The organism is Parcubacteria group bacterium (assembly GCA_016186325.1).
Lineage (GTDB): Bacteria > Patescibacteriota > Minisyncoccia > UBA10092 > UBA10092 > JACPHB01.
Window position 1 is genome coordinate 20119 of sequence record JACPLW010000012.1, and the last position, 16945, is coordinate 37063.

A 16945-nucleotide genomic window follows, 5' to 3' on the forward strand; every position below is an offset into this window, starting at 1 on the left:
AAATGGCGAGAGAGATTTTTACATTATTTTTAATTCTTTTTTTTATAAGCCTGGTAATTATTTTTGCCGGTCAAACCCCGGCAGTTTTATTTTTAAAACAAATTTTTAGCGAAACACTGCGCCCACTTGAAGTAATTTTGAGTGGTTTTAAAAATACTTTGTCTTTTTGGCAAACCGCAGTACTAAACATAAAACAACTTAAAGAATCAAACACCTCTTTAACCAACGAAAATATTGAACTTTACGGTAAATTGGCAACGCTAAAAGAACTTGAGGAAGAAAATATTTTTTTAAGAGCGGGGCTTGACATTTCTAAAAAATTCACCGAAATACGTCCGGCAGCCGTAATTGGACGAGATTTTGAAAATAATCGTTCATTCTTAATAAATAAGGGAAGCGATGACGGCATAGAGATTGGAATGATTGTTATCGGAATTGGAAAAACCGCCATAGGCAAAATAATTTACAGGAGCCGCAATACCGCCAAAGTCCAGACAATTTTAGATACTCAAAGCCAAATCGGCGCCGTAACTCTTAATACTAAAATTTTCGGCCTGGTTAGAGGCCTCGGTTCGGATATTGTTCTCGACTTAATCGCCAAAGATAAAAAGCCGGAAATGGACGAATTGGTTATATCTTCGGGTACTGACGGCGTTTGGCCGCGAGGGCTTGTACTAGGAAAGGTAAAAAAAATAAAATCCGCAGATAATCAAATATTCAACTCTGCCGATTTGAAATTACCGATTGATTTCCAAAACTTTAACGATGTTTTCATCATAGTTAACGGGGAAAACCAATAATGATTCCTTCAAAAAATAATTCCAAAAGTTTAAGGTCATTACTTTTGATTATATTGGCCTTATTGTTTTTAACGGCATTGCAAATTGCTTTTTTCAATCCGTCATCCTTTGGTTTAAATATTTTTTTAATTTTAATATTGGTTTTAGTTCTTATTAAACATAATAAAAGCGCGCTTTTCATCGGTTGGATATCGGGCCTTTTAATCGATACCGCGCGCTTTTCAAATTTTGGAGAAAGCAGTTTGGTTTTTTTGATAACTATCCTCGCTCTTATTATAATTTTTAGAACGGTTTTTTTTATTTTAAAAACAGAAAATATTATTTTTATGGCATTTTTAACTGTTTTTTTATACCGCTTGATAGACTGGATTGTTTTAAACAGTTTTGCTTTATTAAAGCTCGGCGGTTTTGAAAATTTTAGTTACTATTTTGTTCGCTGGAATTTTCCGATTGAAATTATTACAACAATTACTCTGACATTACTTATTTTTAAATCTTTTAATTTTGAAAATGGGAAAAAAATCTAAAATTTCTATCGCTCAAATTGAACCGGAAGAAATTCTCCTGGACAAAGAGTCGGTATCAAAGTTAGAAACGCCTTTAGAAAAAACCCGTGGAGCTATAATTTTTTTTGTCGCTTTCATTATTCTGTCATCGTTTTTAAGCAGGGCTTTTTGGTTGCAAATTTGGCAAGGCGATTATTATGCGAGTCGCGCAATTAGAAACAATGTCCGTCTTTATCCCATTCAGGCGCCGCGCGGCCTTATTTACGATAGGAATAATAAACTGCTTTTGGATAACGCGGCTAATTTTAACCTGCTTCTTGTTCCAGCTGACATTCCAAAAAAAGACGAAGCCTTGAAAAATTGGGTAAAAAAACTTTCCGAAATTTCAAATAAACGTGAGGATGAAATTTTCGATTTTCTCAAAACAGTAAACGTCGGGTCAACGGAGCCGGTTTCATTTTCTTCAAATTTAAATAAAGATGAACTGATCGCAATAGAAACGAAATTGAGAGACGCTCCCGGTATTTTTATCAGACGAGAAACAAAGCGCGACTATTTTGAAAATTACTATTTTTCTCATTTACTGGGATTCTTGGGAAAAGTTTCTGGCGCCGACCTTAAGTCCGATTCTTTTTACACGCCGCTAAATTTTATCGGTAAAACCGGACTTGAACTGCAATATGAAAACGATTTAAGAGGAAAGCCCGGTAAAACTGCCGTCATTGTGGATTCCGATAACACGGTCTTAAATATCTTAACCGCCGAAGAACCGATGCCGGGCAATAATTTAATTTTAAGCATAGATAAGGACCTTCAAAAACTTTTAACCGACGCTTTGACGGAAAAAATGGCGGATACGATTTCGCCAGCCGCTGCCGCCGTTATAATAAATCCGAAATCCGGAGAAATTTTATCGCTTGTCAGCCTGCCTTCGTTTGACAGCAATCTTTTCAATAGCGGTCTAAGCGATAAAACATATGGCGCTTTGGCAAGCGATAAAAAGCAGCCGTTTTTTAATCGCGCTATCGGCGGTACCTACGCTTCCGGTTCAACGATAAAACCGTTTATGGCCGCCGCGGCTTTAAACGAAAATATTGTTTCTCCAGAATATAAAATTGACGACACCTTAGGCTACATAACTATTCCCAACCAATATGACCCCGATATATCTTATATCTTTCGTGACTGGAAAGCGCACGGATTTGTTGATATGCGCCGCGCCATTGCCGTATCGGCCAATGTTTATTTTTATGTAATCGGCGGCGGTTATAAAAATATAAAAGGACTGGGAATTGACAGGATTGATAAATATTTTAAGCTTTTTGGATTTGGATCGTCTCTTGGCATTGATCTGCCGGGTGAAACTAATGGGCTAGTGCCAAATCCTGCTTGGAAAAAATCCTCAAAAAATGAAAGCTGGTTTACCGGCGATACTTACAATGTTTCCATCGGACAAGGCGATGTTTTAATAACACCTCTTCAGCTTGCTGCGGCGATTTCGGTAATTGCAAATAACGGAACGCTTTACAAGCCAAAAATTGTTTCAAAAATAACCGATAATAATGGAAATACTATAGGAAAATTTGAGCCGGAAATAATAAGAAACGTTAATATCGATAAGGAGAAGCTTCAAATCGTAAGAGAGGGAATGAGAGGAGCCGTAACAGAAGGTTCGGCATATCTTTTAAACGATCTGTTAATTGAGGTGGCGGGAAAAACCGGTACCGCCCAAGTAACCAATACGTTTAGAAAAACCAACGCTTGGTTTACCGGTTTTGCTCCTTATGACAACCCGGAAATTGCTCTGGCTATAGTTATTGAAGGCGCCGGCGAAGGCTCGTCGGCAGCCGTTCCGGTTGCTAAGAGAGTTTTTGAGTGGTATTACAACCAGAATTATGATAAACTAAAATGACGAATATGTGGGCTGTCCCGCAGTTGCCTGCCTACCGCAGGCAGGCGGGATGCTCATAAATTTAGCTAAAATTTATTCACTTCGTTCTAAATTATTAGAAATTTATGGCAAATCAAACTTACTTAAGCCTTGAAGGCATTGAGACGCTTAAAAAAGAGCTTCAAGAACTAAAAACAAAAAAACGGCAAGAAATTGCCAAGCGCCTTCAGGAAGCTAAAGACTTGGGCGATCTTTCTGAAAACGCGGAATATTTTGAGGCCAAGGAAGCACAATCGTTAAATGAGTCGCGAATTGGAGAACTGGAAGAACTTTTAAAAAACGCGGTTATTATTGAAGAACCCAGTGAAGAGAACACTGTTAATATTGGCTCAACAATTGAGGTAAAATCTACTACCAACGGCATAGAACGTTTTAGTATTGTCGGTTCTGCCGAAGCCAGGCCACAAGAAGGAAAAATTTCAAATGAATCGCCGTTGGGACGCTCTTTTTTAAATCGGAAAATAGGTGAGGAAGTAGAAGTTAAAAGCCCCGGCGGAACTACGAAATATAAAATAATTAAAATTGAGAAATAATCAGCATGCCGACATTAGAAGAGCTTCGACAAACAAGAATCCAAAAGCTTGAAAACATCAGAGATGAAAAGAAAAATCCATATCCGTCACAGATTAAGCGCGATTATCGAATCAAGGAAGTTATTAATAAATTCTGGATTTGGCGTCTAACCAAAAAAGAATTTTATTTAACGGGAAGGATAAAAACTCAGCGTATTCACGGTCGGGTGGCATTTTTCGACCTTGAAGACGGTAGCGGGAAAATCCAAGGCCTTTTAAGCCCTGCCGACCTGGCCGATAAAAAATCTTACGATGAGTTTATTAGTGATTATGATATTGGCGATTTTGTTGAAATTAAAGGATCTCTTTTTAAAACTAAAAAATGTGAAAAAACAATCCGGATAAAAGAAATAAGAATGATCGCCAAGTCCCTACGGCCTTTGCCTGAAAAATGGCATGGTCTGAAAGATACCGAGGAGCGCTACCGAAAAAGATATCTGGACCTCTTGATGAGTAGTGAGATAAGAGAAAAATTTTTAAAACGCTCTGAAATTATCAGAGAAATTAGGAATTTTTTGGGTGAACGAGATTTTAATGAATTTGAAACCCCTATGCTCCAAATAATTCCCGGAGGCGCCTCGGCCAGGCCTTTTAAAACACATTTAAACGCGCTTGATATGGACCTATATTTACGAATAGCGCCGGAACTTTATTTAAAACGGCTTTTAGTCGGAGGTTTTGAAAAAGTTTATGAAATAGGCCGTAATTTCCGAAACGAAGGAATGGATGCCGCCCACAATCCCGAATTCACAATGCTTGAGACCTATATCGCCTACAAAGATTCTCGCTATTTAGAGTATTTTATTCAGGAATTATTTGAATACCTGATTAAAAAATTAAATAACGGCAATTTGGTCATAGAATATGAAAACAATCGTATTGATTTCAGTAAACCTTGGCACCAAAAAAATTACGATAAACTGATAAAAGAATACGGCGATTTTGACATCGCCAAGAAAAATCTTATCCAGCCAACTTTTGTTGTTGGCTTTCCGGCCGAACTTTTACCGCTTTCCAAAACAACGGAAAAAGATAGCTCCAAGGCCGACGCTTTTCAAGTTTTTATCGGAGGTTTAGAGTTGGTTAAGGGATACAGCGAGCTAAATGATCCTATAAAACAACAAAAAAGATTTGAAGAACAAGAAAACCTAAGATTAAATAACGAAGAAGCCCAACGACTTGATGAAGATTTTTTAGAATCTCTAGAATACGGAATGCCGCCGGCCGCTGGATTTGGAATGGGTATTGACAGATTGGCGATGCTACTCACAAATTCCCACACCGCGAGAGAAATCATATTATTTCCAACAATGAAACCTAAGGAATAAAATTTATGCTTGATATAAAATACATAAAAGAAAATAAAAAGGAAACTATAAAAGGCATAAAAGCCAAAGGTTTTGATGCCGATATTGATTTGCTTTTGGAACTTAATGAAGAAAGGGGGATTTTTAGGAAAAAAATGGAAGAATTAAACACAGAGCGCAAAAAAGCCGCGGAAGTCAAAGGTATTGAACAAGGAAAACAAATTAAAATTTCGCTCGCGAAAATTGAGAGTGAAGAGAAAATTATTGATAAAAAAATTAATGACATTTTGAAAAAATTGCCTAATTTACCGTTGTCAGAAGTTCCGGTCGGTAAAGATGAAAGCGATAATATAGTTTTAAGAGAAATATGGGAAAAGACGGAATTTAATTTTCCGGTCAAAGATTATATGGCTCTTAACGAAAAACTTGGTTGGATAGACACGGAACGGGCCGGTAAGGCCATCGGCAGTCGATTCGGGTATCTTTTGCGTGATGCCGTAGATTTAGAATTCGCCCTTATACGTTTTGCTTTTGACGTTTTAAAAAAAGAAAACTTTATTCCAATAGTGCCGCCGGTATTTCTAAAGCCGGAAGCAATGCGGGGGATGGGATATCTGGATTATAACGAAGACGAAGTTTATCACCTTGAAAAAGACGGTTTGTATTTAATAGGCACCTCGGAGCAAGCCATCGGCGCGATGCATATGAATGAAATTTTTAGCGAAAAAGAATTACCTCTACGCTATGCCGGATTTTCTTCCTGTTTTAGGCGTGAAGCCGGTTCGTATGGCAAAGATACTAAGGGAATTTTGCGCGTCCATCAGTTTGATAAGATTGAAATGTTTAGTTTCACAAAACCGGAAGATTCGCGAAAAGAACACGAATTTCTTCTTTCAATGGAAGAGAAATTAATGCAGGCGCTCCAAATTCCTTATCGCGTGCTTCAGATTTGCACAGGCGATTTAGGTGTTCAGGCGGCTAATAAATATGATATAGAAGCATGGCTTCCGGGCCAAAATCAGTATCGCGAAACTCATTCGACTTCAAATGACACAGATTTCCAATCGCGCCGTCTGGGAATAAAATATAAAAATTACGAAACGGGAAAGAATGAATTTGTCCACACTCTTAATGGCACGGCTTTTGCCATCGGCCGAATGATTATCGCCATAATGGAAAATTATCAGCAAGAAGACGGCAGTATAAAGATCCCGACGGTTCTGGAAGGATATATCAAATAAACTTCTCCATTAAAAGTACAAGCACATGCCTTCAAGCCGATACTACCGTTTCAAAACAGCAGACGAACAAGAAAAGAAAGAGAAATCTAAAACAAGGCTTTTTTGGAGCGCTTTTACGATTGCGTTACTTACAATAATCTGGTCGTTCTTCATGTCGCCATTTTTAAAAATTACCGAAATCCATATTCCCGAAAACGATGTTGTGACAAAAGAAGACATTAACAGATTAATAGCCGATAGTTTGCCGCTTAAAATCGGAATAAATATTTTACTTCTTCCGGGCGGCCGCCTTAAGGCGGATATGGCCGCTGCTTTTCCCACCATCACTAACTTAAAGATTAACAAAAAATTATTCCACACTGTTGTAATCGGGTTCGAAAAAAGAGTGCAAATCGGATTCTGGTGTAATGAATTAAATTGCTATTCTTTTGATAAAGACGGAATTATTTTTAAAGAAGCGCCGATAAGCGAGGGATCGCTAATACTTAAAATAAAAGACTTCGAAAAAAAATCTGTTTCGATAGGCGATAAAATTTTGGATGATAGCAGTTTGAAATTCATTCTTTCTTTCAACGATACGGTGGAAAAATCCGGTCTTTTTAAAATTGGTGAATTTAAAATCAAACCGGCTTCCAATATTGATTTAGAAGCCGTAGTTGATGGCAATTGGTCTATTTATCTAGACTCGGCGCAAAGTCCGGAAATAGAGGCGTCAAACCTCTTCACGGTTGTAAACGAAGCGCTGAAAAATAAGTTAAATAGTTTATCCTACATTGACCTAAGAGTTCCCAGCCGGATTTTTTACAAATTAAAATAGCATTTGACAAATCCTGTGGGTTTGATATAATGAATAATACCGGTTCGGGATGGTCTCGGCCGGATAGAAAAACCTCAGACTCAGAGGAGATCGCTATGAGGGCTCCGCCTTCGTTCGCGTTCGACGCGTCCCTTTCGTAACACACGTCGGCGCCGTCGGCTACACCCCGTCCCGCAACTGCGGGACGGGGCACTTTTTTTATTTTAAATTATAAACAAAAATTGAATACCCAATTTTTACTACCGGCTTATACTGGTCAAGCCACGTATAAGAGCGTTCATTGTAAGAACAGGGGATTTTGTCGGCTTTGCAGGCGCCGCTGTAAATTGTCGCTGAAACTGCGAGCCACCCGGTTTGCGGCGCTTCGCGGTTGTAAGATTCAATCTTAACATTTTTAATATAATACTCCGCCGGAGCGCCGGAAAAATAATCCATCTTAATTTCTTTGATATTATTTTTTTCTATAAAATCCGCTAGGCGCAAAATATCTTGCCCCCAATCTAAATTTGAATCAACAACCCATTTATGGCCATTATTCGGTCCGCCGGCAATCTCGTTAAAGTAAGCAAGAAATGACGGATAAATAAAAAACACCGACAGAATCGCCCACGCGAAAAAAACTAAAATAACGAAGCTCCTCTTTATTCTTTTCCAATATAGACCGAATAGTTGCCAAAACCCGGAATAATTAGGAATTCTTTCGGTTATTCCTCCCTTAATCCAATTAGTAATTTGACGCGCCGTGAGAGCGTAAATAAAAGGCAGTGTCGGCAGAATATGGCGTACGCCGATATTTAGCCGCGAATTTATTGAAAAAGCCCAATAAACTATAATAATGGAAATCATTCCCGTTTCCACGGGGTTATTTTTTATTAAATCAATAAAATCCCGCCACCAGTGTTTTACCGATCGTTCACGGCAATGTCGAAAGCAGTGGTTTAACGCTAAAAGTAATCCAAAAACAACCATTAAAATATAAGCGAGCGGTTCTTTAATCAGATAAACGACGGGAAAATACGAGCGCGCTCCTTCCGCTGAAACTTCGCCAAGATAATAAGTCGTATTACCTCCTTCAGAACGCTGTAAAACCATCAAAAATCCTAAGAGATAGTGGCCCCAAGCTCTTAAATATTGATTTGATGAAAGCCAAATATTAAAATCAGCAAGTGGCTTAATACCGAATGTGCTTAGTATAAATGTTGTGTCAACGGTTTGTTTTGAAGGCGGGTAATTATAAATATGGAAGGCGTACACGGCGCCCACAAGTAAGAAAGATATAATCAAAGCAAAAATAAAACCTCCGACATACTTTTTTATCCAAAACCATTTTTTGTTTTGAATAAAAGCGTAAATTAAAGCAATCAACCCAAAAATCGGCATTAAAAGAAAGGTTGAAAATTTTGTAAGAAGCGCCAAACCAAGAACAACCCCGAAAACCCACAGATTTCTTTTTGTCGGCGTTTTAAGCCAGTGATATAAATAGTAAAAACTGATGAAAAACGCGGCTGCGGCGGCAACATCGGTGGTCACAAGCCGCGTATGCGCCAAAACGGTAGGGGAGAGAGAATAAAAGGCTAAAGCGATAATGCCGGCTAAATTACCCCACAATTCTTTGGTAAATCGCCAAATATAAAATCCTAAAAGTAGCCCTATTAAAATTATAGGAATCCTCCCGTATCTCATCATTTTTTGCGCGTCGTTTCCGGAGTAATACAATAGATCGTTGCCAAAAGTAACATCTGTCTGCCAAGCCGGCGTTCTATTGATGTCCGACATCAATAGTGTGTTCCAGCCGGGACTTTGGTATGGAAATTTGATGTTTAAAAGTAAAAGCGGCAAGGCCGACAAATCTTTTACGAGAGGCGGATGTTCCGGATTTAGGCGCATATCTTGTTGCGTCAAATAAGAATAACCCGCCGGCAAGTGGATTCTTTCATCGTAATTGGCATTGTCATTCCACATGCTGGTTACGGCCAGCGCAGCAAAAACCACTAAAAGAATAAAAGCAATAATGTTGACAATTTTCATAAAATATGATAAATTAATAATGAGGTGCCGGCGTGGCGAAATGGCAGACGCGCTCCGCTTAAGATGGAGTGGGCAACTCCCGTGTCGGTTCAAGTCCGACCGCCGGTACCAATCTTTAAAAAACCAAGTGGCGCCGCCGTGACGCAATGGTAGCGTAGCGGCCTTTTAAGCCGAGAGTTGGAGGTTCAAGTCCTCCCGGCGGCACCATCTTCGAATAGTGGGCCCGTAGCTCAACGGTAGAGCAGCCGGCTCATAACCGGTAGAGCGGAGGTTCAAATCCTCCCGGGCCCACCACTCCTTCGCTCAATGAGCTGCGGAGTGCAAGCACCCCCCAACGCGAATGCGGTGGGGGACTTTATTTTTATGGAACTATTAAAATCGGGGTGTTTAAATAAATAAATTCAATTTTACCTTCCGATAATTTTTTATTTAATTCGTGAAGAAACGTTAAATCAAAATAAAGGGGAACAATAACGACATTATTTCTCTCTAATTTTATTTTATCAACCCCGTTAGAAGTCGACAAGTCGTCAGACGCTGTCGGCGTCTTACTTCTAACGGGGTCAAATTCATCTGCTTTTACATAATTTACATTAGATTTTCCATAACTAAGAAAATATACCGTTTGCGCTGAAACTGGTAATCCGTTGCTTGTCTCTTTATCATCAGCGTGCCAAATAACATATTTAAAAACACTGTCCGGCAAACTATTTAAGTAGTTTGCGATTTCAATCTGGCCTTTGGAAAAAGCATCGGCAGTGCGAATATTTGAAGCCCACCTGATAAAATATTTGTTATATTCCGCGAATCCTATAAATAATAAAAAAACGATTAGCAATACAAAAATCTTTTTTTTAGTTCTTAAAAGCTGATGGTGATTCAAATATTTTTGGATTTTTTCCCAAACCCAAACTAATCCGATACCGGCAAAAACCATTGCCGCCGGCATAGAGCCTAAAGCTCGCAAAGCGTGAGGGTTGCCCTCGGTTGATAAAACATTTGGTAAAAGAAAAATCAAAAGCCATGCCAAAAGGAATTTTTCACCAAACCCCAAACGCTTAACACTAATACAGAATCCTATAAGAAACAGAATACCGACCAGCCAAAATAATTGCGGCGAACCGGCAAAATTATGCCGCCAGTTCAGGTCGCCGACAATATTAAACATTCCTATGGTTGCCACAGTGCTTATGGCCGCTGATTTGAGAGGACTATCTGCCGAAAAAATTGAAACTTGGCCGCTTCTTCCAAAAAAATCGCCCGGATTATTCAGAAAGTAAATTCCTATTGGCAGAGCAACAATAAAAGCCGTAATCGTGAAAATCGCAAATCCCGGCCACATATTTTTTGCTCGGTGTTTTGTAAGATAAAGTATAAAAAATACCGCGGCTAAAACGGGCGCAAAGCGATATGAAATATAGGTATAAAACCCAAGACCAAACAAAGCTCCCGCTAAAACCAACATAATTATCGATGTCCGACATCGATAATTATTGATGTCCGACATCGATAATTTAAATCCGCGTATTAAAAAATAGAAAGACCAGATTAAAAATGGCAGCATCAGGCCGGCGCGAAAACCCATACGGCTGAAATTTACGGCCCAAAAACCAACGGCCATAAAAAAACTTGAGGCCAGCGCTATTTCAACGCTAAATAGCAACTTAGTTAGAAAAAATAGCCCCAAAACTGCTAAAACGCCCGCTATAGCAGGGAATAGTCTTAGAACCCAGGATTCTATGCCAAAAAATTTTATTGCTAAAGCGTCAAGCCATATTATCATTCCTTCGCGGCCATTGTTATTGGTATAAAAAACCTTAAATTCCCCGGTTTTAAGCGACAATAAGGCGTCGGCGCCATTCATCGCCTCATCTTGATAAAGGCCCGGCGGTATAACGTCAAATTGCCAGAATCTGAAAAAAACCGCGATAGCGATAATTAACAATAAAATCGCCGCGTGCCTATGTTTATAAAATAATTTTGTCATAATATGAGATGCTGGTATAATGTTAACATATGAATACTGAACAAGAAAAACAACATGCCCCGGAAATCGAAGCTTTGGTCCAAATTGCTTTTGATAAGGGCATTGCCAAAGCTATTGAAGAGGCGAAAGCCAAAAATGATCCGCATCTCTTTGATGACTTTCACGACGCTTTGATTGACCGCTTTTATCAGAAGCTGGTTGAAGCGGGGAAAATAACTAATAATTAACAGCTGGTAGTTTTATAGCTTACGGAATAAAATGCTTTACTTATTTTTATTATTTATTTTCACAATCACCTTAATTTTGTGGCTGATTTGGTTTGTATGGAACAGAGCCTGGCAAAAGGGCATGATTTTTAGTTCATTAAACTATGTTTTGCTTGAAGTGCGCCTCCCAAAAATAATAGAAACTATTGACAGCGCGAAAGAAAAAGAAAAATTGGCCGTAATGGAGCAATTCTATAATTCTTTAAACGCCATTCTGCCGCGAAAAAAAGGCTTTCTAAAGCCGAGGCCTTATTTGGTTTTTGAAATCGCGGTGCCGGAAAACGGCGAAGAAATCTTTTTTCACTTGGCAGTTCCCAAAAAATTCCTAAACACGATTCAAAGACAGCTTCAAGGATTCTTCCCGGAAGCAGAAATTAATGCCGTAAACGATTACAACATTTTTAACCGCAATGGGAAAAGCGTAGGATCAATCCTTAGGTTAAAACGGAATTACGTTTTACCGTTTCAAACCTACAAAAAACTGGAAACCAGCACTTTGGGATTAATCACCAACGCCATTTCTCTGCTTGAGGCGAAAGGCGAGGGGGTTGCGATTCAAATTTTAGTGAGGCCGACAAGCGCTTCTTCAAAAAGCGATGCCTCAAAAATCATAAAACATTTATATTCCGGAAAACACCTGGACTCCGCTATAGGCGAGTTGGATGACCCTCTCTCGTTTATAGACGCTATAAGAAATTTTTTTAATATAAAAAATTCCAAAGAAAAAGAAAAAAAACAAATACCGGAATCTCAAACTCCTTTAACGCCTCTTGCCAAGGATTTGATTGACGCCGTAGACAGCAAGGCAAAGCAACAGCTATTTGAAACTAATATCCGAGTTTTGGCGTCAGCCGAAACTGAAGAACGGGCCTTGCAGATTCTGTCAAACATAGAAAGCGCCTTTGCTCAATTTGAGGCGCCGGATTTAAATTATTTTTACAGTTACCGGCCCCAAAAAAATATATTAAAAAAATTAATTTATAACTTTTCATTCCGTTTATTCAACCCTCCGGAAACCGATTGGCTTTCCGGCGAGGAGTTAACCAGCGTATTTCATCTGCCGATTGTAAAAATCGAAACTCCAAAAGTGAGGTTTCTTAAATCAAAAGCCGCGCCTCCGCCGGCAATTTTGCCGTCTGCCGGAGTAACTTTGGGCAAAAATGAATTCAGAGGCCAGGAGACGCTTATCAAATTAAGCCCGCTCGATAGAAGACGGCATTTATACGTTATCGGCCAGACCGGCACCGGCAAAAGCTATCTGTTAAGAAACCTCATCAAGCAAGACATCGACAGCGGTGCCGGCGTTGGCATAATCGACCCGCATGGCGATTTAGTAGAAGCAATTTTGGGGCTCGTGCCGCAATCGCGTCTTAATGATGTTATCCTGTTTGATCCTGCTGATACGGAATGGCCGATAGGTTTAAATCTTCTTGAAGCGTCTACGGCAACAGAAAAAGATTTCGCGATTCAGGAAATTATTGCCATTTTCCAAAAGCTTTTTTTGGCAGAACACCTGGGCCCTATTTTTGAACATTCAATGAGAAACGCGATGCTTACTTTGATGGCCGATGGAGAAAATCCGGGCACTTTGGTTGATATCCCCAGAATTTTTACAGATCCGATTTTTGTCCGCCAGCTTCTTATAAAAGTAACCGATCCGTTGGTTCGCGATTACTGGGAAAAAGAAATGCTTAAAATGACGGAACAATATAAATCAGAGATGCTGGGATACTTAATTTCCAAAATCGGCCGTTTTGTTGAAAATTCAATGATGAGAAATATTATCGGCCAAACCCGGTCGGGTATTGATTTTGATGACGTGATAAATAACGGTAAAATTCTCCTGATTAACCTTTCCAAAGGAAGATTGGGAGAAATAAATAGCGCGCTTTTGGGACTCATCATCACCGCCAAACTTCAAATGGCAGCATTTAAACGTGCCGAAGAAAAGAATGAGGAGATGAGGCGCGACTTCTACCTTTATATGGACGAATTCCAAAATTTCGCGACCGATTCTATTGCCACCACTCTTTCGGAAGCTCGAAAATATCGCTTAAACCTTATTTTGGCGCATCAGTTCATTGCCCAGCTTACGGAAAAAATCCGCGATTCCGTATTTGGAAACGTAGGTTCAACCGTGTCTTTTCGAATCGGACCCGATGACGCCAAATTTTTGGTCAAACAATTTGAGCCGGTATTTAACGAGTCAGATTTAATAAATATTGATAACCGCCATGCTTATGCCAAACTTCTTATCGGCGGCGCCACGACCACTCCCTTCAACTTTACAACCGAAACTGTCAAAGAAGGAAGTTTAGACGAAGCCGAGAAACTTAGGGAATTAAACCGGCAAAAATATGCCCGGCCTAGAACGGAAGTTGAAGAAATTATAAATAAGCGATTTAAACAATAGAAATGTTTTTTTCAAAAAAAGACTTTTGGTTAGCGGTTTTAGCCGGTGAAATTGTTGCCTGGCTCTCTTTACCAACTTTAAAAAATCTAAAAATTTTAGGCCTTCTTGCGGAGCGAGGAATTGGTTTAACCGGTTTTGTTTTTTTCTGGGCGATATTTATTCCGCTCTGTGCCATTGCCGGACTTGGCGCGTTTTATTTTTTAGCAAAATACAAAGAGCGGGTTGGTTTTTTTCAACTTGGGAAATACGGCGTGATTGGGGTTTTAAACACTTTTCTTAACGCCGGAGTTTATAACCTTTTAATATTTATTACCGATACTTCAACCGGCATTACGGTTGATTTGTTTTTTGTGGCCGCCTTTATTGTCACCGTTATAAATAGTTTTATTTGGAACAAATACTGGTCATTTGAAGAACGGGGAACGGAAACAATTGCAAGTGAGGCATTAAGATTTTTTAGTGTTTCTGCCACCGTGGCGGTTATAAATATTGCCATTCTTCATGTGATTATAAACATTATTGGCACGCCAGCCGGACTAGACTCCAAAATTTGGGCTAATATAGCGCTCGCTTTCACAATTGTTACGGCCTTCTTCGGCAACTTTTTCGGCTATAAATTCATCGTTTTTAAAAAATAACCCTAATAACCCTTGAACCAATCTTCTGATTTTTATAACCTCGGAATTGCGCCTAATATTTTAGAGGTGCTTAATAAACTTAACTTCAAGATTCCCACGCCTATCCAGGAAAAATCAATCCCCCTTGCAATAGAGGGAAAAGACATGATAGGTATTGCCCAAACAGGTACCGGGAAAACACTTGCTTTTGGCGTGCCAATGATTCAAGCGGCCCTGCGCGGCAAAGAGGGACTCGTTGTACTGCCAACGCGAGAGCTGGCCTTCCAAGTAAATGAGGTCTTTCAAAAAATTGGGTTGCATCTTGGTGTACGAACGGCAGTTTTAATCGGCGGCGAGTCAATCAACCGCCAGATTCAATCACTTCGCAAAAACCCGCAAATCGTAATCGGCACTCCGGGACGGATTATTGACCATCTGGAACAAAAAACAATTTCGCTTGGATCGGTCGCTGTTTTGGTGTTAGACGAGGCAGACCGGATGCTTGATATGGGTTTTGCGCCGCAATTGAAACAGATACTTCAAACATTGCCGCAAAATCGGCAAACCATGCTTTTTTCGGCGACAATGCCCCAGGATATTTTTACTATAGCGCGAGCATACATGAAACTTCCTGTTCGCGTTGAAGTGGCTCCGTCAGGCACTCCACCGGCAAAAATCACCCAAGAGCTTTTCTTTTTAGAGAAACAGGATAAACCGCGGCTTCTTAAAAAAATTCTTGATGAATATCGCGGATCAATACTGGTATTCGCACGCACAAAACACGGCGCCAGGAAAATTACGCAAGGTATTCGAACGCTTGGCCATACCGTGGCCGAAATTCATTCCAATAGATCGCTAAACCAACGCAGAGAGGCACTTAATGGATTTAGGAATGGGAAATATAGGATTCTTATCGCTACCGACATTGCCGCCCGCGGCATAGATGTGAAGGGGATTGAACTTGTTTTAAACTATGACCTTCCTCAACATCCCGAAAATTATGTCCATCGCATCGGACGGACCGGACGAGTAGGCGGCATCGGACATGCCATATCTTTCGCCACTCCAGATCAGAAAAATGACGTGAGGGGAATTGAGCGTCTCATTCGCGCAACACTGCCTGTCTCCAAACGCTACTCGTAAGCAAACCTTAAATTGCCATCTTTGTTCAATCGAAAAAATAAGGTAATCGTAACCTTATTTTTATTTTTAAAAACTAAGCGAGAATTTCCAGCCAAGTTGGCTTTTTTACTGACAAACTTAACAATGCCTTCTTCTTTTGCCAGAACGAGACGTTTTGCTTCTACATCCAGTTTTTGATTTAGCTCTTTTAGAGAAACGGGTAGAAACTTAGGTTTGTTCATATTGAAGCAATTTTACCACGCATTCATTAATAAAACAATTCCAAGGGCCTAATTTTTATTTCTTATTCTTAATGTCATTTAGGATCTTTTCTATATTTTTTATGCTTTTTTGGTCATTGATAGAGATCGCTATTGCATGAGGATCTATTTTTTTAAGCGCCAGTAATTTTTTATCAAGTTCTTCTGGTGTTACCAGGTCGCTCTTGGTAAGAAAAATGCGTTCTGGTTTTTTAAGAAGGGCCTTGTTCCAGGCGCCTAATTCTTTGCGGATTACCCTGTAGTCTTTTAAAGGAGCGGGGGATTCTGCTCTAATAAAATGGAAAAGAATATGTGTTCGCTCAATATGGCGCAGAAACTTGATACCCAAGCCCCGGCCACTTGATGATCCCTCTATTAGCCCCGGAATATCCGCTAAGATAAGTTCGTAATATGCGCCTAAACTGGGTTCAAGCGTAGTAAATGGATAATTTGCTACTTTGCTTCTGGCATTAGTAAGCTTATTGAGCAGGCTTGATTTGCCGACATTTGGAAGCCCTATAAAACCGATATCGGCAATGAACTTAAGCTCGAATCTGAACGCAAAACTCTCTCCCGGCGTACCCGGTTGAAATTGTGTCGGTGAAGTGTTGGTTGAAGAACGAAAATAAAAATTACCGTTTCCTCCAATTCCGCCTTTCGCGAGGATAATCCGCTCGCCGATCTTTTTAAAGTTAATTTCTTTGCCGCTTGTAAGATTGTGGGCCACGGTTCCTACCGGAAGTTTTAGGATGAGATCGCTTCCGTCGCGACCAACGCGAAATTGGTCACGGCCGGGACTGCCGTTTTCCGCGGAAAATTCTTTTTTAAAACGAAATTGCTGGAGCGCGGTAAGATCGGAGACGCCCATGCCCAAGACACTGCCGCCTTTACCGCCTCTGCCGCCAACCGGTCCCAAATTCATCTTATTTTTATTAAACGCCACGGCGCCCTTCCCGCCATGTCCGGCGTTTATTTTTATTTCAACGTCATCAATAAGCATTGATTTTAAATTCTACAAAAAAACGGCGCGCCGGAAACCGCTCGATGCGGTTTCCCGG

15 protein-coding genes and 3 tRNA genes are annotated in these 16945 nt (G+C 39.9%); 14 read left to right on the forward strand and 4 right to left on the reverse strand.

The features are described from left to right. Positions 1-2: 2 nt before the first annotated feature. From mreC to HYW79_03740, 7 genes are all read left to right on the forward strand, one after another. On the forward strand, positions 3-800 hold the full coding sequence (mreC, locus tag HYW79_03710) for a rod shape-determining protein MreC (GenBank protein ID MBI2635616.1): 798 nt from the start codon (positions 3-5) through the stop codon (positions 798-800). Continuing rightward, positions 800-1327 carry a hypothetical protein gene (locus tag HYW79_03715; GenBank protein MBI2635617.1) on the forward strand — a complete coding sequence of 176 codons (528 nt, stop codon included), beginning with the start codon at positions 800-802 and terminating at the stop codon, positions 1325-1327. The genes mreC and HYW79_03715 overlap by 1 nt, the downstream gene beginning before the upstream one ends. Further along, complete coding sequence (gene mrdA / locus HYW79_03720) at positions 1311-3218, forward strand: penicillin-binding protein 2 (GenBank protein MBI2635618.1); 1908 nt, start codon at positions 1311-1313, stop codon at positions 3216-3218. Before HYW79_03715 ends, mrdA begins: the two co-directional genes overlap by 17 nt. Before the next feature lie 104 nt (positions 3219-3322). Then, a complete protein-coding gene (gene greA / locus HYW79_03725) occupies positions 3323-3790 on the forward strand; it encodes a transcription elongation factor GreA (protein MBI2635619.1) in 468 nt (155 codons plus the stop codon). 5 nt (positions 3791-3795) lie between these two features. Continuing rightward, the gene (locus HYW79_03730; GenBank protein ID MBI2635620.1) at positions 3796-5157 is read left to right on the forward strand and encodes a lysine--tRNA ligase; all 1362 of its coding nucleotides are present in this window, start codon (positions 3796-3798) and stop codon (positions 5155-5157) included. 5 nt (positions 5158-5162) lie between these two features. Continuing rightward, entirely contained in the window at positions 5163-6377 is a 1215-nt protein-coding gene (gene serS, locus HYW79_03735; protein ID MBI2635621.1) for a serine--tRNA ligase, read from the forward strand. 25 nt (positions 6378-6402) lie between these two features. Next, positions 6403-7194 carry a hypothetical protein gene (locus HYW79_03740; protein MBI2635622.1) on the forward strand — a complete coding sequence of 264 codons (792 nt, stop codon included), beginning with the start codon at positions 6403-6405 and terminating at the stop codon, positions 7192-7194. 198 nt (positions 7195-7392) lie between these two features. On the opposite strand, the gene HYW79_03745 is transcribed toward HYW79_03740, so the two are convergent. Continuing rightward, positions 7393-9222, reverse strand: a complete 1830-nt coding sequence (locus HYW79_03745) for a glycosyltransferase family 39 protein (protein ID MBI2635623.1) — start codon at positions 9220-9222, stop codon at positions 7393-7395. 26 nt (positions 9223-9248) lie between these two features. On the opposite strand from HYW79_03745, the gene HYW79_03750 reads away from it, so the two are divergent. The 3 genes from HYW79_03750 to HYW79_03760 all read left to right on the forward strand — a co-directional run bounded on the left by HYW79_03750 (position 9249) and on the right by HYW79_03760 (position 9516). Further along, positions 9249-9333 (forward strand) — tRNA-Leu (locus tag HYW79_03750). 21 nt (positions 9334-9354) lie between these two features. After that, positions 9355-9429, forward strand: a tRNA-Lys gene (locus HYW79_03755). 12 nt (positions 9430-9441) lie between these two features. Continuing rightward, a tRNA-Ile gene (locus tag HYW79_03760) sits at positions 9442-9516 on the forward strand. Between the two features lie 67 nt (positions 9517-9583). On the opposite strand, the gene HYW79_03765 is transcribed toward HYW79_03760, so the two are convergent. Further along, on the reverse strand, positions 9584-11209 hold the full coding sequence (locus HYW79_03765; GenBank protein ID MBI2635624.1) for a glycosyltransferase family 39 protein: 1626 nt from the start codon (positions 11207-11209) through the stop codon (positions 9584-9586). 29 nt (positions 11210-11238) lie between these two features. Between HYW79_03765 and HYW79_03770 the strand changes: the two genes are divergently transcribed. The 4 genes from HYW79_03770 to HYW79_03785 are packed head-to-tail and all read left to right on the forward strand — an operon-like array spanning position 11239 to position 15648. Beyond that, positions 11239-11436, forward strand: a complete 198-nt coding sequence (locus HYW79_03770) for a hypothetical protein (GenBank protein MBI2635625.1) — start codon at positions 11239-11241, stop codon at positions 11434-11436. Positions 11437-11467: 31 nt separating this feature from the next. Next, positions 11468-13888 (forward strand): ATP-binding protein, encoded by a 2421-nt coding sequence (locus HYW79_03775; GenBank protein ID MBI2635626.1) that lies wholly within the window; start codon positions 11468-11470, stop codon positions 13886-13888. A gap of 2 nt (positions 13889-13890) precedes the next feature. Further along, positions 13891-14526, forward strand: a complete 636-nt coding sequence (locus HYW79_03780) for a GtrA family protein (GenBank protein MBI2635627.1) — start codon at positions 13891-13893, stop codon at positions 14524-14526. A gap of 12 nt (positions 14527-14538) precedes the next feature. Then, entirely contained in the window at positions 14539-15648 is a 1110-nt protein-coding gene (locus HYW79_03785) for a DEAD/DEAH box helicase (protein MBI2635628.1), read from the forward strand. Here HYW79_03785 and HYW79_03790 read toward each other — a convergent pair. After that, positions 15639-15869, reverse strand: a complete 231-nt coding sequence (locus HYW79_03790; protein ID MBI2635629.1) for a hypothetical protein — start codon at positions 15867-15869, stop codon at positions 15639-15641. The genes HYW79_03785 and HYW79_03790 overlap by 10 nt on opposite strands. Before the next feature lie 55 nt (positions 15870-15924). After that, a complete protein-coding gene (gene obgE, locus HYW79_03795) occupies positions 15925-16887 on the reverse strand; it encodes a GTPase ObgE (protein MBI2635630.1) in 963 nt (320 codons plus the stop codon). Positions 16888-16945: the final 58 nt, after the last annotated feature.

What these genes read in the sequence shown, in the direction of transcription:
- mreC (MBI2635616.1), top strand. Translation starts at nt 3, where the DNA reads ATGGCGAGAGAGATTTTTACATTATTTTTAATTCTTTTTTTTATAAGC.
- HYW79_03715 (MBI2635617.1), top strand. Translation starts at nt 800, where the DNA reads ATGATTCCTTCAAAAAATAATTCCAAAAGTTTAAGGTCATTACTTTTG.
- mrdA (MBI2635618.1), top strand. Translation starts at nt 1,311, where the DNA reads ATGGGAAAAAAATCTAAAATTTCTATCGCTCAAATTGAACCGGAAGAA.
- greA (MBI2635619.1), top strand. Translation starts at nt 3,323, where the DNA reads ATGGCAAATCAAACTTACTTAAGCCTTGAAGGCATTGAGACGCTTAAA.
- HYW79_03730 (MBI2635620.1), top strand. Translation starts at nt 3,796, where the DNA reads ATGCCGACATTAGAAGAGCTTCGACAAACAAGAATCCAAAAGCTTGAA.
- serS (MBI2635621.1), top strand. Translation starts at nt 5,163, where the DNA reads ATGCTTGATATAAAATACATAAAAGAAAATAAAAAGGAAACTATAAAA.
- HYW79_03740 (MBI2635622.1), top strand. Translation starts at nt 6,403, where the DNA reads ATGCCTTCAAGCCGATACTACCGTTTCAAAACAGCAGACGAACAAGAA.
- HYW79_03745 (MBI2635623.1), bottom strand. Translation starts at nt 9,222, where the DNA reads ATGAAAATTGTCAACATTATTGCTTTTATTCTTTTAGTGGTTTTTGCT.
- HYW79_03765 (MBI2635624.1), bottom strand. Translation starts at nt 11,209, where the DNA reads ATGACAAAATTATTTTATAAACATAGGCACGCGGCGATTTTATTGTTA.
- HYW79_03770 (MBI2635625.1), top strand. Translation starts at nt 11,239, where the DNA reads ATGAATACTGAACAAGAAAAACAACATGCCCCGGAAATCGAAGCTTTG.
- HYW79_03775 (MBI2635626.1), top strand. Translation starts at nt 11,468, where the DNA reads ATGCTTTACTTATTTTTATTATTTATTTTCACAATCACCTTAATTTTG.
- HYW79_03780 (MBI2635627.1), top strand. Translation starts at nt 13,891, where the DNA reads ATGTTTTTTTCAAAAAAAGACTTTTGGTTAGCGGTTTTAGCCGGTGAA.
- HYW79_03790 (MBI2635629.1), bottom strand. Translation starts at nt 15,869, where the DNA reads ATGAACAAACCTAAGTTTCTACCCGTTTCTCTAAAAGAGCTAAATCAA.
- obgE (MBI2635630.1), bottom strand. Translation starts at nt 16,887, where the DNA reads ATGCTTATTGATGACGTTGAAATAAAAATAAACGCCGGACATGGCGGG.